Raw genomic sequence first — 17,674 nt, forward strand, 5'->3', positions numbered from 1 at the left:
AAGGGACTCGGTTGCACTCCGGCCCAACTCTTCGCGAACCCGACACAGTTGCGGAGAATATGTAAAGGGACACGTGCGGGTGACCCGCCCAGGAACGGGTGCGGGGTCCCACGACGGGTCGCCGGGGAGCACCCGCGCGTGGCGGGCCGAGGGCCTGCCGAGGGCCTACGGAGTCACGGGTGGGACCTGCCGCGGGCGGCCGTTTCCGGCGGACCGGGACTCGGTGTCCCGGGGCCGACCGCTCACGGCGTCTTCAGACGCCCCCGCGCTCCTCGCGGATCTGGGAGACGACCCCGGCCACCGTCTGCCGCACGGCCTCCGTCTCGGTCAGGAAGTGCCAGTAGTCGGGGTGACGCCCCTCCAGCGTGGCGACGGCCCGGTCCAGCCGGGCGACGGACTCGTCCAGCGGGCGCGCCTGCCGCGGATCGGGAGTGCTGCGGCCCGCCATGGCCAGCCGCTGCGCGTCCCGGATCGCGAAACGGGTCCGGTCGATCTCCGCCTGCGGATCCTTCTGTACGGCGTTCAGCCGCCGCAGCCGGTCACCCGCCGCCGAAACGGCCTCGTCCGTGTTGTTGAGCAGCGCGCGCACCGTCGCCAGCAGCGCGGTCGCGTCCGGCCAGCGCTGCGCCTCCCGCGCCGCCCTGGCCTCCTTCAGCTTCGCCTCGGCCTGCCGTACGTTCTCCTCGGCCGCGTCCGGTACGTGCTGGAGGTCCTGCCAGCAGGCCGCGGAGAACCGGCGCCGCAGCTCGCTCAGCACCGGTTCCACCTGTCCGGCCCGGGTCGTCAGCGACTGGGCGCGGGTCCGCAGCGACACCAGCCGGTGGTCGATCTCCGCGGCCCGTTCCGGCAGCCGCTCCGCCTCCGCCCGTACCGCCCCGGCTTCCCGGGAGACCCGCTCGGCACGCTCCAGGGTCTCCGGCACACCGTGCTGCCCCGCACCCTGGTTGAGCTTGGTCAGCTCGGGGCCGAGCGTGGCGAGCCGGGCGGCGAGGTCGTCGGCCCGGAGCCCCGACTGCCGTACCGCGTCCAGAGCGTTCGACGCGGCGAGGAGGGACTGCCGGGCGCGCTCGACGGCCGGGGCGAGCCGGGCGAGCTGGGTCTCGGCCTTGCCGAGCAGCGGGCCGAGACCCTGCTCGAACCGGTCCAGTTCGGTCTTCACCCGGCCCAGCTCGTCCTTGGCGGCCGTCAGCTCGGTGCGGGCCCGGGCGGCGACCGACGCCTCCAGCTCGTCGCGGTCCAGATCGTGGGCGTCGACGGCGGTGATGTACTTCTGGCTGGCCTCGTCGATGCGCCGCCCCAGCGCCTCGAAGTCGGAGACCGCGCGCCGGGCGGCCGGGGAGTCGTCCACGGCCGTGATCGTCTCGATCGAGATGCGCAGGTCGCGCTGGGCGGTGTCGAGCTCGTAGAACGCGGCGGCGGCGGCGTCCTTGGCGGCCTGCGCCTCGGCCCGCTGCCCCTCGGCCCGCCCGCCGAACCAGCGCCGCGTACCGCCCCCGGCGAAGGCCGCGGGCAGGACGAGGGCGGCCAGCACGGGGAGGGCGACGAGGGTGAGCACGTCACGGGCGGCGGCGAAGGAGCGGGAGGGGCGCGTGGAGGGCTCCGAAGGGGGGATCGCCGGGACGGGGCCGTGCGGGCCGGGTACGGGGCCGCCTGTCGACGTACCGGACGCAACGGACGCACCGGAGGTACTGGACTGGTGCGTACCCGACTGCTGCGCACCGGACCGGTGCGCCTGCGTGGAACCGGCGTCCTCCGCGCGGTCGCGCTGCGCGGGCACCGGCCCTGTCGGCGGGGGGCCCTGCCTGACGGGAAGGGGGTGGGCCGGCCGCGCTGATCGCGCGAACGGCGAGTACGGCCGCGAAGGTGTCGCCGTCACATCCCTCTCCCGTGCTGTCATCCGCTTGCCCGGCTGTCATTCTCCCACCGGTTAGGGACGAACACACGGGCCGGTCAGTTCGCGGTTCGCACCGTGATCTTTCCGTCGCCCGTGTGAGCCGAGACACGGTGCGTGCTGGAGGCGTCACGCGGCACGTCCACGTGGACCGAGCCGTCACCGCTGCCCGTCGTCACGCGGTAGCCGGCGTGGGGCAGCACGATCGACACGGAACCGTCGGCGGTCCGGGAGTCCACCAGATCGGGTACGGAGGCGAGTTCGAGCCGTACGGAGCCGTCCTCGGTACGGGCGCGCACGTTCCGGGCGTCCACGCCGAGCGCCTGGATGGAGCCGTCGGCGCTGCGCAGGTCGAGCGGTCCCGAGGAGTCGCTGACCCGCACGGATCCGTCGGCCGTACGGATGGTCAGGGCCTCGGCGAAGCCCCGGGCGCTCACTCCTCCGTCCCCGTCCCGTACCTTCACAGCCACGCCGCGCGGCACGACGATCCGGTGGCGGGCGGAGCAGTCGGCGATCACGCCGGAGCACTTCATCCGCAGGACGAGCCGGTCGTCGCCCTTCATCGCCCAGGTCACCTTCGGGTCCCCGCCGACGGTGACGTGGCCCTGGAACCACCGGGTGACCTGGACCTCGTCCGACTTCGCGGAGTCCGACACGACGAGATCGAGCGAGGAGTCGTCCGAGTCGACGGTCAGGGTCCGGCCGTGCAGCGCGAAGGAACGGTGGTCGGGGTCCTTGTCGTCCCCGGCGGACGCGCCGCACGCGGTGGCGACGGCGACGACCGCCAGCACGACACCCCCGACGCCGGCGGCACGAAGGGTCCGGGCACGGGCAGGTGTACGAGCCATGATGATCTCCCCCTGAAACGGTCTGCGAGTCGCTCCGCACCCTCGACCGAACCCGGTCCACGAAGCCACTTCGAAGGTATGGGCGCCCACGCCCAGGGCCCATCCGGGCCGCTCCCGGATGCGGGGTGGGGATAACCCCCGGCCGGGACCACCTCCGCCGCGTGCCCCCGGATACGGGTTTGCGGGTCAGGCCCCCCGGCAATGTAGGCTATCGACTCGTTCTGGGCGCGTAGCTCAGGGGTAGAGCGCCGCCCTTACAAGGCGGATGTCGGCGGTTCGAAACCGTCCGCGCCCACCAGTCTCAGGACACGACTAAGGCCCAGGTCAACCGGTGCGAAGCCGGGTGCCTGGGCCTTGATCTTTCGCGGCGACTTTTCGCCGCCGTGCCACTCACGTGCCAGATGGTCCGTGCGGAGGCCGCTTCACCTTCTTGATCTGACCGTCCACGTAGTCGGCGATCTGGTGATCACGCCCGTTGACGAGGTGCTGATAGACCAGCGCGGCCCGCACCGACGAGTGGCCCATGCGGTGCATCAGCTCACGGGTGGTGGCGCCGCCGGTCGCGGCGAGGGTGTTCCCGGTGTGCCGGAGATCGTGGAAGTGGACGTCACCGAGACCGGTCGCGGTCAGCGCGCGGAGCCAGATCCGCCGGAAGTTGTTCCGCCGCAGAACACCGCCGCGGGCGCCGACGAAGACGAGCCCAGTCCGGCCGGCCTCTGCGTGCTCGGCCAGGTGCTGCGCCAGCTCGGGCACGATCGAGGCCGGGAACGCCACGGTGCGGACACCCGCAGCGCTCTTGGGCGCCTTGACCGTGAGGCCTTCGGTTCGGGTCTCGGCGTACGAACGGCGGACGGAGACGGTTCGGGCCTCCAGGTCGATGTCCCGGCGCTGGAGCGCGGCCAGCTCGCCGAAGCGGAGTGCGGCGAACGCGGCCAGGAGCACCAGGGCGCGGCAGTGAGGGGGGACCGCGTCGGCGAGCCGGTACACCTCGGGCACGGAGAGGAACGGCCGCTCGGTGTGGGTGACCGTGCCCGCGCCCTTGACCCGGCACGGATTGCGTTCGATCAGCCCGTCATCCACGGCGGTGTTCATGACGGCCCGTAGGACTTGGTACGCCTTGGAGACGGTGGCCGGCCCAACCCCGGCGTCGAGGAGGTCTGTACGCCAGCGCCGTACCTGCGGAGTGGTGATCTCCCGGAGGGGGATCGTGCGGAACGTCGGCAGGATGTGCCGGTTGAGCACGCCGGCGTTGCGCTCTCGTGTGGTGGCCGCGTAGTCACGATCCTTGAACCACGACTGCGCGAAGTCACCGAACGCAATCTTCACGTCCGGGTTCGTCCAGTCACCGTCGAGGATCTTGGCCTCTTGCTTGACGAGCCAGCGGTCCGCATCTGTCTGCGTCGCGAACGTCGTGTCAGCCGTCCGCATCAGACCGTCCGGACCCCGGTAGCGGGCCTGGAAGCGGCCAGAGGGCAGCTTGCGCACGGAGCCGAAGCGGCGACGGCGCCTCTTGGAGTTAGGCATCAGGCCACCGCCTTCAGGCGCGAGGCACGGACCGTGATCGGCTCCACGGTGTGCTCCGTGATGTAGGCGTCCACGGCACTCTCCGGGATGCGGACGTGCCGACCGACCTTCACGAAGGTGATGCGTCGCTCGGCTATCAGCCGACGGGGGAAGCGCGCGGAGGTGCCGAGGACTTCGGCCACCTGGTCGACGCTGAGGTATCGCTCTTTCATGCGGCGGCTCCTTCCGGGGCGAGTTGGTCGTGCAGGGCTTCGCGTGCTGTTTCGCGGTTGTGCTGGAGGTCGCGGGCGACGGTGGCGGCGAGGGCGGATTCGCCGGGGGTGTGGCCGTGGCCGGCGTATTGCCAGTCGGCCAGGACGAGGACGGTGTCCGGCTCGCGGTCGTCCAGGCCGAGGGCTTGGCGTTCCTGTGCGGCGCGGAAGTCGGCGCGGGCCTGGCGGAGTTCGCCGAGGGTGGTGGAGTACCGACGCGACTTGGAGGAGAAGTGGCCGCGGAACCCGAGCATGTGAGCCCAGGCCCACAGCCGCCGTTCCGGGTAGAGCGGATCGAGGTGCTTGCACGCCTCAATGAGTCGGCGAGTGTGGTCGGGGATCTCGTGGCGGTCGAGTTCGGAGAGTTCGCCGATGCGTCGGTCGAGGCTGCCGGTGTTCTCGGCGGCTTTGGTGGCGTACTTCGCGACGTAGGAGGCGACTGCCTGTTCGGTGATGTCGGAGCCGTCTCCGAACGCCTTCACGGGGCGTACGTCGAGCTGCGTTCCCCATCGGAAGGTGCGGGCGGGTTCGTCCTGGACGGCCGGGGCGGATACCGAGGTGTAGGAGTGCGCCGCGGCGGCGTGGATCGCGTCGGTGAGAAGGCCGGCGCTCGCCCAGGACGGGGGCGGGGTGTCGGGTCCGTCCGGTCCGTCGAGGCGGATGACGGCGTGGAAGTGGAGGGCGCCGCGCTTTTGGAACTCGGCGACCTTGCCGTACGAGACCCGCACATGGGCGGATAGTTCACTTCGAGTGAGGCCGGCGCGGGCGGCGACCTCGCGGCGGAGTCGGGTGGTGAAGCGCTGCCAGAGGTCGCCTGCCTGGTTGTTGAAGAGGACCGCTCCCGCGTAGTCGTAGGTGGCCGGGTCGAGTGCCGTGCCGAGGGTGGGGTCGTCGGCGGGGTGGCGGGTGCCGCAGCGGCAGATGCCTCGCTCGGGACGGTTGTGGACGGGGCCGAAGGACGGGGCTGTGAGCGTGGCGAAGACCCTGGGGTGATCGCGGACGGTGGAGGGGATGTCGCGGCGGTCGTCGCCCGCCAGGCCCGCGCGGATCAGGTGGTAGGTGTCGCCCGCGTACGTCCAGGCGCAGGACGGGCAGCGGGAGGCCCGGCGGTTGCCGCACGCGACCCGCAGCCGTCCGCCCGGCTCGGATTCGGTCGAGTAGTGGTGGAGGGTCTCGCCGGTGGTCTTGTCCTTGCTGAGGGTCCAGCCGGTGAGGTGGATGGGGTCGGCGCAGCCGCCGGTGCGGCGGATCTGCTCGTGCCAGCGGTCGAAGTCGTCGGCCGAAGCCACCCTCAGCAGATCGCCGAGGGTGGTCGGGTCGAGCTGGGTTGCGAGGTTCAACGGCGCCATCCCCGCTTCTGAGGGGTGCTGGCGTTGCGGCTGGACGCCTCGTTGGAGGAGCGGCCGGCGGGGGTGCCCTTCGCGGCGCGGTCCTTGTCGTGCAGGTGGTGCGCCTTGGCGATCTTCTTCAGGCGGTCGTAGTCGCCGTCGATCGGGTCCGGCGGAATGCGGTCGACTCCTCGGCTCCAGTTGCGCGGCATCAGACGCTCACCGCCTGACGCACGGCGGGGCGGGTGGTCGTGCCGGTGCCGTGGCAGGCCGGGCAGTGGGCGGTAATGGTCCGCAGGTGTCCACGTCGGTCGCGGCCGCCGAGGGTGACGGCGGCGGAGGCGAAGCCGTCGCAGTCGGGGCAGATCCGGGACCGGGCTCGGGTGCGGTGCGTCATGCCGGGAGTTCCTTTCGATTGCGGTTGGAAGGGGCCGGACCGTCCGGGCGGCGGCGATGCTTGGCGGCTTGTGCGTCGCCCGGAGGCCGGTCAGGCGGAGGCGGGGCGTTGCCCGCGGCGGGTGGCGCGTCCCTTGGCCGCGTACATGGCAGCGTCGGCAGCGGCCAGGGCGTCGGGGAGCGTGCGGGTGGGCAGGTCGGCAAGGCGGCACGAGCCCAACGAGGCGGCGAGCGGCAACATCTGTCCGGCGTGGAGGAAGGGCCGGTGCAGATCGCGGCTCAAGTCCCCCAGCTGGGCCCCAGCGAGGGGATCGACGACGGCGACGAACTCGTCACCTCCGAGCCGTCCAGCGATGCCGTGCCGCCCGCACCAGTTGGACGGCAACGGGCCTCACGTGCGGAGTCATGACGGCCGGCAGCTGCTTCGTGGTTAAGGCGTGCTGATGCCGGCATCAGAGGGGCCACGGCAGGAAACGAGGCAGCTCACGCAGCTGGGGGACGTGCACGACTTCCTCGATGAGGTTCGGTTGCGCCCCGGGATGTGGCTGCGTGGCAGTTCCTTGCAGCATCTTGAGTCGGTGCTCATCGGATACCGAGTCGCCTTGGGAGTGCACGGCATCCCGGAGGACTTCGACTTCTGGAGTCCCGGCAGTCAGGGGCCGTTCGCGGAGTGGCTCTGGCAGCGCCTGGGCCATAAGTACCCCAGCGCTCTGGGATGGGCGGTCGAGATCGAGCGCGAGGCTGAAGCGACGAACAAGCCCGCGGTGGAGCTGTTCTTCAGCTTGCTGGACGAGTACCGCGCGGAGCGCAGCGAAGCCAAGGGATAGAACTTTCTCTACTTCATTCAAGCCCCGGCTGCGCTCCGCTCCGCCGGGCGCGCTTCCCGGCTCCGCTGCGGGCGCCGCTCCTGCCTTCGGCCCGCTCCGCCCGCGCTGCGCCGACGCGCGCCCACATGTGGATAGGGCCGGGTGGCCATGAGAGTCGATCACCGCATAGCGCGGCCACGGTCAAGAACAGAGCCTCCGGCGGGGGATCGGCCGGCACCGGGATAGAGGGGGCGCCGTTCCCGGCCGCGGGTCCACAGTGGCGTGCGTGGGGAACTCCCATCCCGTCCGCCATCGACCCAGGCGAAGCCGAGCAGACGCGGCCCATGGCGTCCAGGTCGTTCGTACAGTGGCGCGCTCCACCTGGACGCCATGAACCACGCCCGCTCCACGGTGTGTGGGTCGACGGCGGACGGGAAGGGAGCTGAGGTGGGTTGTGGGCTGATTTACCTCCTAGGCCGCCGCGGAAGGGACGACGATGCTCCGTCGCATGATTCCGCGCATCTCAATGAGCCGGTCCCCGAACGCTGATTGCCGAAACCCTTGTTGCCGCCAATGACTACTTGGCACGGTTGCGTGATCTTGGTAAGGCTAAGCCGGACTTCTGCCGCAGTAGCCGAAGGACAAGCAAGGTTCTCGTGCCCGGGCGCCTGCGGTTCATCTACGCTTCCTGATCTCCAGGATGCCCGCTCGGGTCCTGTTCGTAGAGAAGACGACTTCGCCGTGAGCTTCCAATAGAGTTCTCCCCACCTGGCAGCCAAGCAAAAATAGGAGGTAACCGATGTCCGATTCTCATGTCGACCTGTCAAACCACTCGGCTACGTTGCTCTTTGGGGAACACTTTGTTCGCTATGTTCTGGCCCTAGATGAAGGCGAGTTTGCATATAGTCCAAGCAACTCAGCACAAGCTGCCGGACTCGCAGTTATGAACGAAGTCTCAAAAGCGACCGCGACGGAACACCCTGATGTCCGATCGGCCAATCTTGCTGTCTATCTTTGCCGATACGTCAACGACACTGCCATCGCCAACGCAATCCGTGAGTCTTGCGGTGGAGAGTTTCCACCTCCCGACCCAGAGACGGACGATGCACTACTTAATTCTCTGCTTTCAGTTGGCCGCCAACTCTACCCGGGTTTTCTCATCTCCCCTCCGTCCCCTGATCCATTGAATTCACACTTTGCGTGTGGCGCTGAAATTTCAGCGCACTCCAGCGGAAAGGGCTTGGAGAGGAAGGTACTCAGCGACCCCGATCTTAGCCGCCTGTTCCCAGGGTCTAGTCATTTGCTCGCCTTGTCCGATCGAGAATTGATGCGCGAATTGAACTCGGTGACATCCCTCGTGACAACCTCAAGTATTCGGGGCTGTCTGCCACTACAGGTCTACAGCCTCGGTGTTCACGTCCTAAACGGAGCATTCCGAAGAATTACCTTGAGCGGCAAACCTTCTATGAGCCGCTTCCTTACGGAGATCTCGCGCGTTCTCGATGAGATGCGCGCCCTGGCTAGAGGGGAGGAGACCCACCTGCCGGTAGCCATCGGCCTGGGAGGTCTGGTCGTATCGGAAGGAATTAGCTTGTCGCTCGGACGAGCGAAACTAGCCAACCGGGAGTTCTATCACCGAAGCCAGTATCACGCGTTCATTCAACCTACCCTCACGTTCAATCTCCCCATAAAGCTGCTCAATGTTTGCAAGGTTGAATTCACCGAGAACGGGATCACACAATCGGATGTAGCGAAGTTCCAGACTGAATTTGACATGTGGGATAAAACGCTTGATGAAATCGTAACTCGCGCGTCTTTTTCCCTTTTGATGGCCTCTGGCGATCCCTGCCCTTCTGGTGGTTACCCGGCATTCACAGGAGTGCTGCATCCATTTGTCTTCCACCCCACCATGTACGGCCGCGAGCGGCTCACGCCCGTAGTGAAGGGAATCGCAATCGACCAGGCCTATGCCACCAAGGCCCGAGCTTGGGCGTCTACCCTTGAAACGAGTCATCCGAAAAATCTAAACGTTGCGCTGCGAAGAATCGTCAAAGCTGCGAATGGGAGGCTGGAGCCGGCCGACATTCTAGTAGACGCCGTACTCGCCTGGGAAAATATGTTCAGTGGAACGCCGGAAACCAACCTGCGTGTCTGCGGATCCATCGCTCACATTCTAGAACCTAACGACTTCGACAAGCGCTTCGAACTTTTCAGGGAGCTTAAGAAGATCTACACGATGCGCAGTAATATCGTTCACGGTAAATCGGAGCCATCTTTGGTGCAGTTGCATTCAGCGGCAGAATCGGCGCTCGAAACCGCCCTCAGTAGCATGCGGGCACTTTACCGAATTCCCGAACTTCTCTCGGCAAAAGACGCAGCTGAACGGGGATCAATGACTCTCCTGGGCATCGCTTCGACGTCGAAGCAGCAGAAAGAAGCATGACATGGAGCGGTCCAAGGCCGCGCGTCCTGTGGCAGATCGCTGCGTTTGCGTTGCAGAGGTCACCAGCTCAGGCAACAAAATGAGTGTCTGGCCCTGGCGTCAGCCGACGGCCGCAGCCCGAGCGGGCTCGGATCGAGCTTGTAAAGCGGCGCTCACGCACGAGCGCCCTCCCGGGCCGTGGAAGGGCGCTCAATGGTGACCAACGTCGATAGGTGACAGCTCGGCAGCAGGTCAGAGCATTGATCGATTAGGCGGCCACAGGTCACGGCCCCGCGTGATTAGTTGTGGCTGTGCAGAGCGCGGTGCCCAAAGTCCGGTCCGCCTCTGGGGCGTGCGAGGTCGCCTGACGCCGACCCACCAATAACAGAAGTCCACGGCATCTGAGCTGTTCGGAGCCGTGGACTTCTGCAGTCCCGCTGATCAGGGGAAGGGCCGGCTTGTGACGTCCCCTTTACGGAAGTGACGCATACAGGCGCCCTGACTCCCACTTCCTATCAAACTGTGTCTTGAAGAAGTCGTACCATCCGGGATCGTTCTGCCGGGTGACTGTGAAGGTTGGACGCTGCCAATGATCCGCCCGGAAAGTCGCTATTCGCATAACGATTTTTCCATGTTTGGTTGACGGATCGGAAGCGATTACGGTGTTATGGGGAACGTAACTGAGGGTCTTGATCTCCAACTTTCCGACTATGGTCCCTTCGATTGGTGCAGACAATCTTCTAAGGTTGGCCTCTAGGTTGGAGCTAAGCTCGTCCGCACCGTGATTTTCTGCCTCGCTTGCCGCGATAGTCATGGCCATGCTGTTCGGCTCAATCACGAGAATTTTGATATGTAGACCTGCGGTGACAGCTCTCCTGATCTCATCCGCGTAGGAGACAAGGTGTATTCCGAGCGTCCAGCCGTGAAGCCATACTTCTCGCGATGATGAGATCATCTCCCTGATCTCATCCCTGTCGTCAACCTCGGAGAAGAAGCGATCTGCGCTCGGTCGGGCTTTGATTTCAGTCAAAGACTGATTGATCTGCTCACTCTGTGAGCGCGATCGCAAAAGAGATATGGCCACAAGAGCTAGGATTGCTAGAATTCCGGAGGTTATTACCTCCTTTGAGACGTTCCCCGCTAGTCCTAGAACGCCAAATGTCACCGCTGCCACTAGGGTTACGTAGAGATCCAAGCTGCGTATAGCAGCATGCACCATGATCGAAAACCTCGGACCGGGCATGTCCCCCCCGTATAGCGGACCTTCTCCGCAAGGGTTCTCTCCAACTTGGTATGTCTCGAACCGTGCATGGAACAGAACAGTGCGCGTGGTCCGCTGGCCCCCGAGGTGGCGGCTGCGGACGCCGGGCAGTAGAGGCGATCACCGGTCTCCGGCGCTGGGGTACTCATACGTGTAGACGGCGCGCTGTACGCCATAGCGTTGGCGGAGGTCACGGCCATGCCGCTCGGGATGGACCCCCCGGCCCTCGGGGCCTTCGTCAGTGGGGAGGTCGTGTGGCACGTCGCCCACAACCACCAGGTCAAGGTCCGGCTCGATGAGTGGCTGGCAGCCGACGAGTGACCTCCGCTGGGCCGTCCGAGGCCGCTCAGTGGTGACCGGCGACGTCTACTAACGACAGCCGTAGCCCGCGACAGCCGCAGGCCACCCGTTTGGATCTGCGAAACTGCTACAGCCATGCCTAGGCCCGGAGAACTGAACTTACGTTCGCTGGCCTTATGCGCCAGGAGTCGTCAATCGGAACGTGCCACAGCCGTGCCACATCGTGCGGTCAACCACGGTCAACGACGGCTCGCAGCAGTCGAGATGTGCTGTTCACCAGGGCCGGCGCTATAGCCGGAGTGACGTGGACGGAGAAGCCGACGACCATGTCCGCCCTTACAAGACAGCGATCCAGCTCTCGAAGACCAGAGCCTTGCGATCAGTACGGCCGCGGGACCTGGTGGGCGTCCAGCGCGGCGGTGTATCGCTCTAGCACCTCATCGAGGTCAGCCAGTAGAAGGCCGGCGGTTTCCCGCGCTCCGGCGAGGTCGCCCTGGTCGCATGCTTCGAGGACTTCGGCAACTTCGCTGCGGATGACGGAGAGGGAGTCCCCCTGGATCAAGACGCCGGGGAACCGGCGCGGAGGCAGGCGCACCACAGCGTTGTTCCCGCCGTCCGTGAACAGCTCTGCCTCAACACGTTCCATGGCACCATCCAACCTGACATCACCGGCTGACATCAACGACGGCGTACGCAGGCAGCCTTGAGCAGCCGAACGCGCCCGACGAACGAGGACCTAAAAGCTCCAGGGCGGTTGTTGGATCGAACTTACGAGGCGGATGTCGGCGTTTCGGAACCGTCCACACCCAGCAGACAAAGGACCCCCAGCCGATCACGGCTGGGGGCCTTGACGTTCCGGTCCGAAGGGGGCGCCGGATCCCGTCGCTCTGCAGGTGCCGCGTCGTCAGCCGAAGCGTGTGAGTGGCTGCTTCATGCCTGGGTGGCAACGGGCATCGTGTGGTGAGCCGTCGTTGTGGGAGGGCCATCGCCCCGGTTCAGTTCAGTTGCTCCGCCAAGCCGACGATGATGCCCTCCGGGCCGCGGACGTAGCAGAGCAGGTAGCTGTTCTCGAAGCGGGCGATCTCTCCGACGAGTTCGGCGCCGTGAGGGCGCAGGCGGGCGACGGTGTCCTCGATGTCGTCGACGGCGAACATGACGCGGTGCGTGCCCAGGATGTTGTGCGGTGGGTTGCGCGGTCCGGCACTTGTTGCCAGCGGGCTACGGTACTTCGCCAGTTCGAGGCGGCTGTGTCCGTCCGGGGTCCGGACCATCGCGATGTCGCAGCGGACGCCGTCGAGTCCGGTGCACTGGTCGGCGACGAGGCCCTCGACCGTCGCCCTGCCCTCCAGCTCCATACCGAGTTCCACGAAGAACGCGACGGCGGCGTCCAGGTCCTCGACGACGATGCCGACGTTGTCCATCCGCTGAATCGCCATGCTGGTCTCTCCTTCTTCCTGCTGCGGCCGGTGGTGGCTGCTGATGTCCCTGGGACGGAGCCGGTGGCACGTTCTCGACATCCGCAGACTGCCGAGTTCCGAAGAATTCGGATCGTGCCTCAGGCCAGGGGCATCCGGGTGTACCAACCCACCGCCGGGACGGTGGAAAGGGTTCCCGCGAGGGCCCGCACCATGGGCGCCACGCCACGCCGTTCCTTTGCCGCGCCACGCCGTACCACGCCACGCTGCGGTGCGTTGCGCCGGGCTGTGCGAGGTGTGGGTCAGGTCGTAGCGAGGTGTCCCAGGGTGTGCCGGACGTCAGTGTTCCGCGGGCCGGTCGCGGCGTCGTAGCGCCGGGACGACCGCGGAGACGGCGGCGGTCACGGCGAGGCTTCCCATCATCACCAGCACCACGCCGACTACGAAGAGGCCGCTGGAGTCGTCCGACCAGTCGTAACCGGCGGCAAGGGTGAGGCCGGCCGTGGTGCCGGCCACGGCGCCCGCGACGTAGTGCCGGGACACTGCCCAGAACACGGGTGGCAGCAGCGTCAGCACCAGGCCGATCACCTGCCACGCCTCGTACGGGCCCGTCGTCGAGCCGTCGGGGTGCACGTCGCGGTGCTGGTCCCAGCCCAGCCAGGCTGCCCACAACGCGACCGACAGCGCGGCCAGCAGGAGCATCGACACGAGCTGGGGAACTGGTTTCAGTGATCTTTGAGGCATGGCCCAAGACTTTCCGATCACCGGTTCACCGGCCAGAGCGCAGATACTCAGCTCCGCCCGAGTACATCAGCCATGGACACAGGTCGAGCGCGTCGAGGCCCCGCCCCGCCTCGCCTAGCCGGGTCGGGTCGGCCGTCGAGCTCGGCCCCAACTGGTCGCGCGTCGAGGCGAGTTCGCCCAACTGCCGCACCGCGCGCCTGGAGGCCCCCGCAGACGTCTGCCCTCCGGCCGCCGGCGTGACGGCGGTGACCCGCGCGCCCCGCAGCCCACCCACCTCGCCCCCCGGAGACGCGCGAGGCCCGGACCTGCCGGGTGTACGGCAGGGATCCGGGCCCGCGGCGGTGGCGAGGTGGCCCAAGTCAGACCGGCGCGACCCCGTCGCCCGCGCGCTTCAGGCTCATCCGCGCCTCCACCTTCGCCGGGGGCGCGACCTCCGACCAGTAGCGGTGGCCGGAGACGAACACGGCGAGTTCGAGTTCGCGTTGGCGGAGCTTCTCGACCTCGGCCTGTTCGTCGGGGCTCCAGCCGGGGGAGGCGGGGCGTTCCACCTTGCGCCAGCCGCCGGTGTCGCTGAAGCCGTCCAGCGGTTCGACCGACCAGGGGAGTCGTTTCAGCAGGGCCAGCAGCTCGGCCCGGACCTGATGCAGCTCCTCCTGACCGGCCAGGAGGTCACTCGGAAAGTCGTAGGTCTCAGCCACGTGCCAATGATACGTCTGTTCGATTTTATGGGGCGAGTTTCTTACGGGAGTTCACGCGAACGGGTGTTCCGTATCCCGCTGACCTGGGGGAAAGCGGGCAGCGGGTGAGTGTGCAGGCAGGCTGTGCAGGTGGAACTGGACAGTCTGGACTGATTAATTTACGGTGGCGGAATGGCTCAGGACAGCACTCCTCCGTACGACCCGGGCGTCTCGGACTCCGCCGCCCGCGCCGCGCAGGATCTGCGGGTCGCGTTCAGCCTTCTCCGGCGGCGGATCCGGGAGGTCTCCGAGAAGCAGGACCTCACGCCCTCCCAGGTCTCCGCGCTCACCCTCGTGAGCAAGAGCGGTGCCGCCACCGCCAGCGCGCTCGCGGCGACGGAGGGCGTCCGGCCCCAGTCGATGGCCGCGACTCTCGCCGCCCTCGACCAGTACGGCCTCATCCAGCGCAACCCGGACCCCGGTGACGGCCGGCGGCAGCTGATCACCCTCACGGAGGCGGGGCGCGAGCGCGTCGAAGGCACCCGGGAGGCCCGCTCCGCCTGGCTCGCCCACGCCTTCGAGGAGCGCTGCACGGAGGAGGAGCGGCAGACGGTCATCGCGGCGATGGCCCTGCTGGAACGGCTGACCCGCCCGTGATACCCACGCTCCGCGCGCGGTTCCAGCAGCGCTTCACCCCGGCCGGCGACGGCGGGCCGCCCGACCGGTTCGACCGCCGGCTGATCGCGCCGATGGTCCTCGGCTCCGTACTGAACCCGGTCAACTCCTCCATGATCGCGGTGGCGTTGGTGCCGATCGGCAGCGCGCTCGGCGCTCCGCCCTCGCAGACCGCGTGGCTGGTCTCCGGCCTCTACCTCGCCACCGCCGTCGGGCAACCGGTCATCGGACGGCTCGTCGACATGTTCGGGCCGCGCCGCCTGTATCTCATCGGTACGGCCATGGTGGGCGTCGCCGGGCTGCTCGGCTCCGTCGCCCCGAACCTCGGCGCGCTGGTCGCCGCCCGGGTCCTGCTCGGATTCGGCACGTCGGCCGCGTATCCCGCCGCGATGCACCTCACCCGCAGCGAGGCCGAACGCACCGGACGGGACAGCCCGGCCGGTGTGCTCACGGCGCTCGCGGTCTCCGCGCAGACCGTCTCCGTGATCGGCCCCACCCTCGGCGGGCTGCTCATCGGCCTGGGCGGCTGGCGCACCATCTTCCTCGTCAACGTGCCGCTGTCACTGGCCTGTCTGGTCCTCGGCGCCCTCCGGCTGCCCAAGGCCACCAAGATCGCCCAGGGTGCCCAGGGTGCCCAGGGTGCCCAGGGCGCCGACCGTGCTGCGGACGCGGGGGGCGTGCCCGTTCCCGTCGCGCGTGGCATCGACCTTCCCGGCATGGCCCTCTTCGCCGCCCTGCTCGTCGCGCTCATGGTGTTCCTGATGAAACCGCGGGCCGAGGACTGGTACCTGCCGGTGCTCGCCCTCCTCGCCGGCGCCGCCTTCGCGCGGCGTGAACTCCGGGTCCCCGAACCGTTCATCGACCTGCGGGTCCTGGGTGGCAACGGACCCCTGCTGGCCACCTTCCTGCGCCAGTTCCTCAGTTACACCACCGCGTACGCCTTCCTGTACGGGTTCACCCAGTGGCTGGAGGAGGGGCGCGGACTGCACGCGGCGGCCGCCGGGCTCGTCCTGCTGCCGCTGTCGCTGACCGGACTGCTCGTCTCCGCGATCACCGGACGACGGGAGGCCGTGCGGGGCAAGCTGGTGGTCGGAAGCCTCGTCCAGATCGCCGGATGCGCGGCGATGCTGACCCTCCAGGCGGGCAGCGCGCTGTGGCTGCTGGCGGCGGTCGGTGCCCTCATGGGCGTCCCGCAGGGCCTCAACGGCCTGGCCAACCAGAACGCCCTCTACCGGCAGGCCGACCCCGCCCGGATCGGCTCCGCCGCGGGCCTGCTGCGCACCTTCATGTACCTCGGCGCGATGGCCGCCTCCGCGGCCGACGCGGCCTTCTTCCAGCACGGCGCCGACACCGGCGGCCTGCACCACCTGTCCCTTTTCATGCTCGCCGGAGCAGTGCTGCTCCTGGCGGTCACCGTGATCGACCGGTCACTTGGCACCCTCACCCCCCGAAAGGCCTGACCATGGCAGTCACCACCATCGACCCCCGCACCGCGCTCGTCGTCATCGACCTGCAGAACGGCATCGTCGGCAACCCGGGCGTCGGCCCGCACCCCGCCGCCGACGTCGTCGAGCGGTCCGTCCGCCTCGCGGACGCCTTCCGCGGCCACGGCCTGCCGGTCGTCCTCGTCCGGGTCACCGCCGCGGCCGACGGCGCGGACGCGGTGAGCGGACGCACCGACGGAGCGAGCCGCGGCCGCAGCTTCCCCGAGGGCTGGGACGTCATCGTCGACGACCTGGCCGGGCACCCCGAGGACATCACCGTCACCAAGCGGAACTGGGGCGCCTTCTACGGCACCGACCTCGACCTGCAGCTGCGCCGCCGCGGGATCACCCAGATCGTGCTGACCGGCATCGCCACCAGCATCGGCGTGGAGTCCTCCGCCCGTGCCGCGCACGAGCACGGCTACCACGTCACCCTGGCCACCGACGCGATGACCGACCTCGACGCCGAGACGCACCGCAACAGCGTCGAGCGGATCTTCCCGCGCCTCGGGGAGACCGGCACCACCGACGCGATCCTCGAGGTCCTCGACAAGTCCCGCGCCTGAGCGGGGAGAACCCCAAACACCCGGGCCGTGGCCGGAGTTCGCGAACTCCGGCCACGGCCCGGGTGTTTGGGGTAGCGGTGTGCGGTCAGGCGGCGGAGCCGGAGGGCGGCGTCAGGTCCCGTACGAGAGCGGAGGCCACCGGCACCGGCACCCCGGCGCGGTCCGCAGCGCGCAGCAACGCGCCGCCGATGGCGTCGAGTTCGAGGGTGCGGCCGGTCTCCGCGTCACGCTGCATCGACGACTTGGCGCCCGGCGGGAACGCGTCGTAGCGGGCCAGCGCGGCCGCCGGATCGACCGGGGCGCCGGACGCCCGGCTGACCGCCGCGGTCTCCTCGACCAGCGCGGTCAACTCGTCGCGGTGCAGGGTGCGTACGTCACCCAGCGGGAGTCCGTACCGTGTCGTCAGCAGCGCGAACGGCGCGAGGAACGACATCTTCGCCCACAGTGTCGCCGCCTCCTCGTCCTCGACGCGGACGCCCACCCCGGCCTCCGCCAGCGCGGCGGCGAGCGCGTCGACCCGGGGGCGGGACGCCGTCTCGGCGGTCAGGTCGACGTCGGCGAACGGACTGCCGTGCTCGATCACGCCCGGCGCGGTCCGCGTCGACTCGACCCGGATCACCGCGGGGGCCACCTGCTCGGGGCGGTAGCGCTCGCGCAGCAGGGCGGGGTGCTCGACGCCGTTCAGGAACGGCACGATCAGGGCGTCCTCGCCCAGCACCTTCGCCGGGACCCGCTCCAGGGCGGCGTCCAGGGAGGTCGCCTTGACCGCGATCAGCAGCGCGTCGACCGGCTCCCGCAGCTCGGTGTCCGCGGACACCCGGGCCGTGAAGTCCCCGAACAGACCGCTCCGTACCTCGATGCCGTCGGCGGACAGGGCCCGTGCGGTGTCCTCCCCGGCCAGGCAGACCACCCGGTGGCCCGCGCGGGCCAGCACCGCCGCGAGGAGCCCGCCGACCCCTCCCGGACCCAGTACCGCCACGGTCAGCCGGTCGTTCGCCATACGTCCTCGATCCTCCGAACGGGACCCGCGGAGAGCCGTCGGGTCATGATCAGCACAATCCGCGCGACCGGCGGCACTATTCCCGG

20 protein-coding genes and 1 tRNA gene are annotated in these 17,674 nt (G+C 68.4%); 7 read left to right on the top strand and 14 right to left on the bottom strand.

The window, feature by feature from the left end; translation table 11 throughout:
• Positions 1–253 precede the first annotated feature (253 nt).
• Together OG406_RS27380 and OG406_RS27385 are read right to left on the bottom strand one after the other, a co-directional pair.
• The gene (locus OG406_RS27380; protein ID WP_164375654.1) at positions 254–1,612 is read right to left on the bottom strand and encodes a hypothetical protein; all 1,359 of its coding nucleotides are present in this window, start codon (positions 1,610–1,612) and stop codon (positions 254–256) included.
• Between the two features lie 338 nt (positions 1,613–1,950).
• Complete coding sequence (locus OG406_RS27385) at positions 1,951–2,739, bottom strand: DUF4097 family beta strand repeat-containing protein (RefSeq protein WP_329188282.1); 789 nt, start codon at positions 2,737–2,739, stop codon at positions 1,951–1,953.
• A 223-nt stretch (positions 2,740–2,962) separates the two neighbouring features.
• On the opposite strand from OG406_RS27385, the gene OG406_RS27390 reads away from it, so the two are divergent.
• Positions 2,963–3,037: transfer RNA gene (locus OG406_RS27390), tRNA-Val, on the top strand.
• 92 nt (positions 3,038–3,129) lie between these two features.
• Here OG406_RS27390 and OG406_RS27395 read toward each other — a convergent pair.
• From OG406_RS27395 to OG406_RS27420, 6 genes are all read right to left on the bottom strand, one after another.
• A complete protein-coding gene (locus OG406_RS27395) occupies positions 3,130–4,263 on the bottom strand; it encodes a tyrosine-type recombinase/integrase (RefSeq protein ID WP_329188283.1) in 1,134 nt (377 codons plus the stop codon).
• Positions 4,263–4,475, bottom strand: coding sequence for a helix-turn-helix domain-containing protein (locus tag OG406_RS27400; RefSeq protein WP_329188284.1), 213 nt, complete (start codon positions 4,473–4,475; stop codon positions 4,263–4,265). Before OG406_RS27400 ends, OG406_RS27395 begins: the two co-directional genes overlap by 1 nt.
• Positions 4,472–5,854: a replication initiator protein RepSA gene (repSA, locus tag OG406_RS27405; protein WP_329188286.1), complete on the bottom strand. Its 1,383-nt coding sequence runs from the start codon at positions 5,852–5,854 to the stop codon at positions 4,472–4,474. Before repSA ends, OG406_RS27400 begins: the two co-directional genes overlap by 4 nt.
• The gene (locus OG406_RS27410; RefSeq protein ID WP_329188288.1) at positions 5,851–6,054 is read right to left on the bottom strand and encodes a hypothetical protein; all 204 of its coding nucleotides are present in this window, start codon (positions 6,052–6,054) and stop codon (positions 5,851–5,853) included. Before OG406_RS27410 ends, repSA begins: the two co-directional genes overlap by 4 nt.
• A complete protein-coding gene (locus OG406_RS27415) occupies positions 6,054–6,239 on the bottom strand; it encodes a hypothetical protein (RefSeq protein ID WP_329188290.1) in 186 nt (61 codons plus the stop codon). Before OG406_RS27415 ends, OG406_RS27410 begins: the two co-directional genes overlap by 1 nt.
• Positions 6,240–6,329: 90 nt before the next feature.
• Positions 6,330–6,623: a diguanylate cyclase domain-containing protein gene (locus OG406_RS27420; protein ID WP_329188291.1), complete on the bottom strand. Its 294-nt coding sequence runs from the start codon at positions 6,621–6,623 to the stop codon at positions 6,330–6,332.
• 115 nt (positions 6,624–6,738) lie between these two features.
• On the opposite strand from OG406_RS27420, the gene OG406_RS27425 reads away from it, so the two are divergent.
• Entirely contained in the window at positions 6,739–7,065 is a 327-nt protein-coding gene (locus OG406_RS27425; RefSeq protein ID WP_329188294.1) for a hypothetical protein, read from the top strand.
• Positions 7,066–7,843: 778 nt separating this feature from the next.
• The gene (locus tag OG406_RS27430) at positions 7,844–9,487 is read left to right on the top strand and encodes a hypothetical protein (RefSeq protein WP_329188296.1); all 1,644 of its coding nucleotides are present in this window, start codon (positions 7,844–7,846) and stop codon (positions 9,485–9,487) included.
• Positions 9,488–9,938: 451 nt separating this feature from the next.
• Here the strand turns inward: OG406_RS27430 and OG406_RS27435 are convergent, their stop codons facing one another.
• Entirely contained in the window at positions 9,939–10,661 is a 723-nt protein-coding gene (locus OG406_RS27435; protein ID WP_329188298.1) for a hypothetical protein, read from the bottom strand.
• A gap of 246 nt (positions 10,662–10,907) precedes the next feature.
• Here OG406_RS27435 and OG406_RS27440 point away from each other — a divergent pair, with 246 nt between their 5' ends.
• Positions 10,908–11,048, top strand: coding sequence for a hypothetical protein (locus tag OG406_RS27440; RefSeq protein WP_329188300.1), 141 nt, complete (start codon positions 10,908–10,910; stop codon positions 11,046–11,048).
• A gap of 358 nt (positions 11,049–11,406) precedes the next feature.
• On the opposite strand, the gene OG406_RS27445 is transcribed toward OG406_RS27440, so the two are convergent.
• The 4 genes from OG406_RS27445 to OG406_RS27460 all read right to left on the bottom strand — a co-directional run bounded on the left by OG406_RS27445 (position 11,407) and on the right by OG406_RS27460 (position 13,884).
• Positions 11,407–11,673 carry a DUF6959 family protein gene (locus OG406_RS27445; RefSeq protein WP_329188302.1) on the bottom strand — a complete coding sequence of 89 codons (267 nt, stop codon included), beginning with the start codon at positions 11,671–11,673 and terminating at the stop codon, positions 11,407–11,409.
• Between the two features lie 349 nt (positions 11,674–12,022).
• Positions 12,023–12,463, bottom strand: coding sequence for a VOC family protein (locus tag OG406_RS27450; protein WP_081217003.1), 441 nt, complete (start codon positions 12,461–12,463; stop codon positions 12,023–12,025).
• 318 nt (positions 12,464–12,781) lie between these two features.
• Complete coding sequence (locus OG406_RS27455; RefSeq protein ID WP_329188304.1) at positions 12,782–13,186, bottom strand: hypothetical protein; 405 nt, start codon at positions 13,184–13,186, stop codon at positions 12,782–12,784.
• Between the two features lie 359 nt (positions 13,187–13,545).
• The gene (locus OG406_RS27460; protein ID WP_081217001.1) at positions 13,546–13,884 is read right to left on the bottom strand and encodes a hypothetical protein; all 339 of its coding nucleotides are present in this window, start codon (positions 13,882–13,884) and stop codon (positions 13,546–13,548) included.
• Between the two features lie 171 nt (positions 13,885–14,055).
• Between OG406_RS27460 and OG406_RS27465 the strand changes: the two genes are divergently transcribed.
• The 3 genes from OG406_RS27465 to OG406_RS27475 are packed head-to-tail and all read left to right on the top strand — an operon-like array spanning position 14,056 to position 16,588.
• Entirely contained in the window at positions 14,056–14,520 is a 465-nt protein-coding gene (locus OG406_RS27465; protein ID WP_164371684.1) for a MarR family winged helix-turn-helix transcriptional regulator, read from the top strand.
• Positions 14,517–15,998 carry an MFS transporter gene (locus OG406_RS27470; protein WP_443067111.1) on the top strand — a complete coding sequence of 494 codons (1,482 nt, stop codon included), beginning with the start codon at positions 14,517–14,519 and terminating at the stop codon, positions 15,996–15,998. Before OG406_RS27465 ends, OG406_RS27470 begins: the two co-directional genes overlap by 4 nt.
• A gap of 2 nt (positions 15,999–16,000) precedes the next feature.
• The gene (locus tag OG406_RS27475; RefSeq protein ID WP_329188309.1) at positions 16,001–16,588 is read left to right on the top strand and encodes a hydrolase; all 588 of its coding nucleotides are present in this window, start codon (positions 16,001–16,003) and stop codon (positions 16,586–16,588) included.
• 85 nt (positions 16,589–16,673) lie between these two features.
• On the opposite strand, the gene OG406_RS27480 is transcribed toward OG406_RS27475, so the two are convergent.
• The gene (locus OG406_RS27480) at positions 16,674–17,588 is read right to left on the bottom strand and encodes a ketopantoate reductase family protein (RefSeq protein WP_164371686.1); all 915 of its coding nucleotides are present in this window, start codon (positions 17,586–17,588) and stop codon (positions 16,674–16,676) included.
• Between the last annotated feature and the right edge of the window lie 86 nt (positions 17,589–17,674).

This window comes from Streptomyces sp. NBC_01428 (assembly GCF_036231965.1).
Taxonomy (GTDB): domain Bacteria; phylum Actinomycetota; class Actinomycetes; order Streptomycetales; family Streptomycetaceae; genus Streptomyces.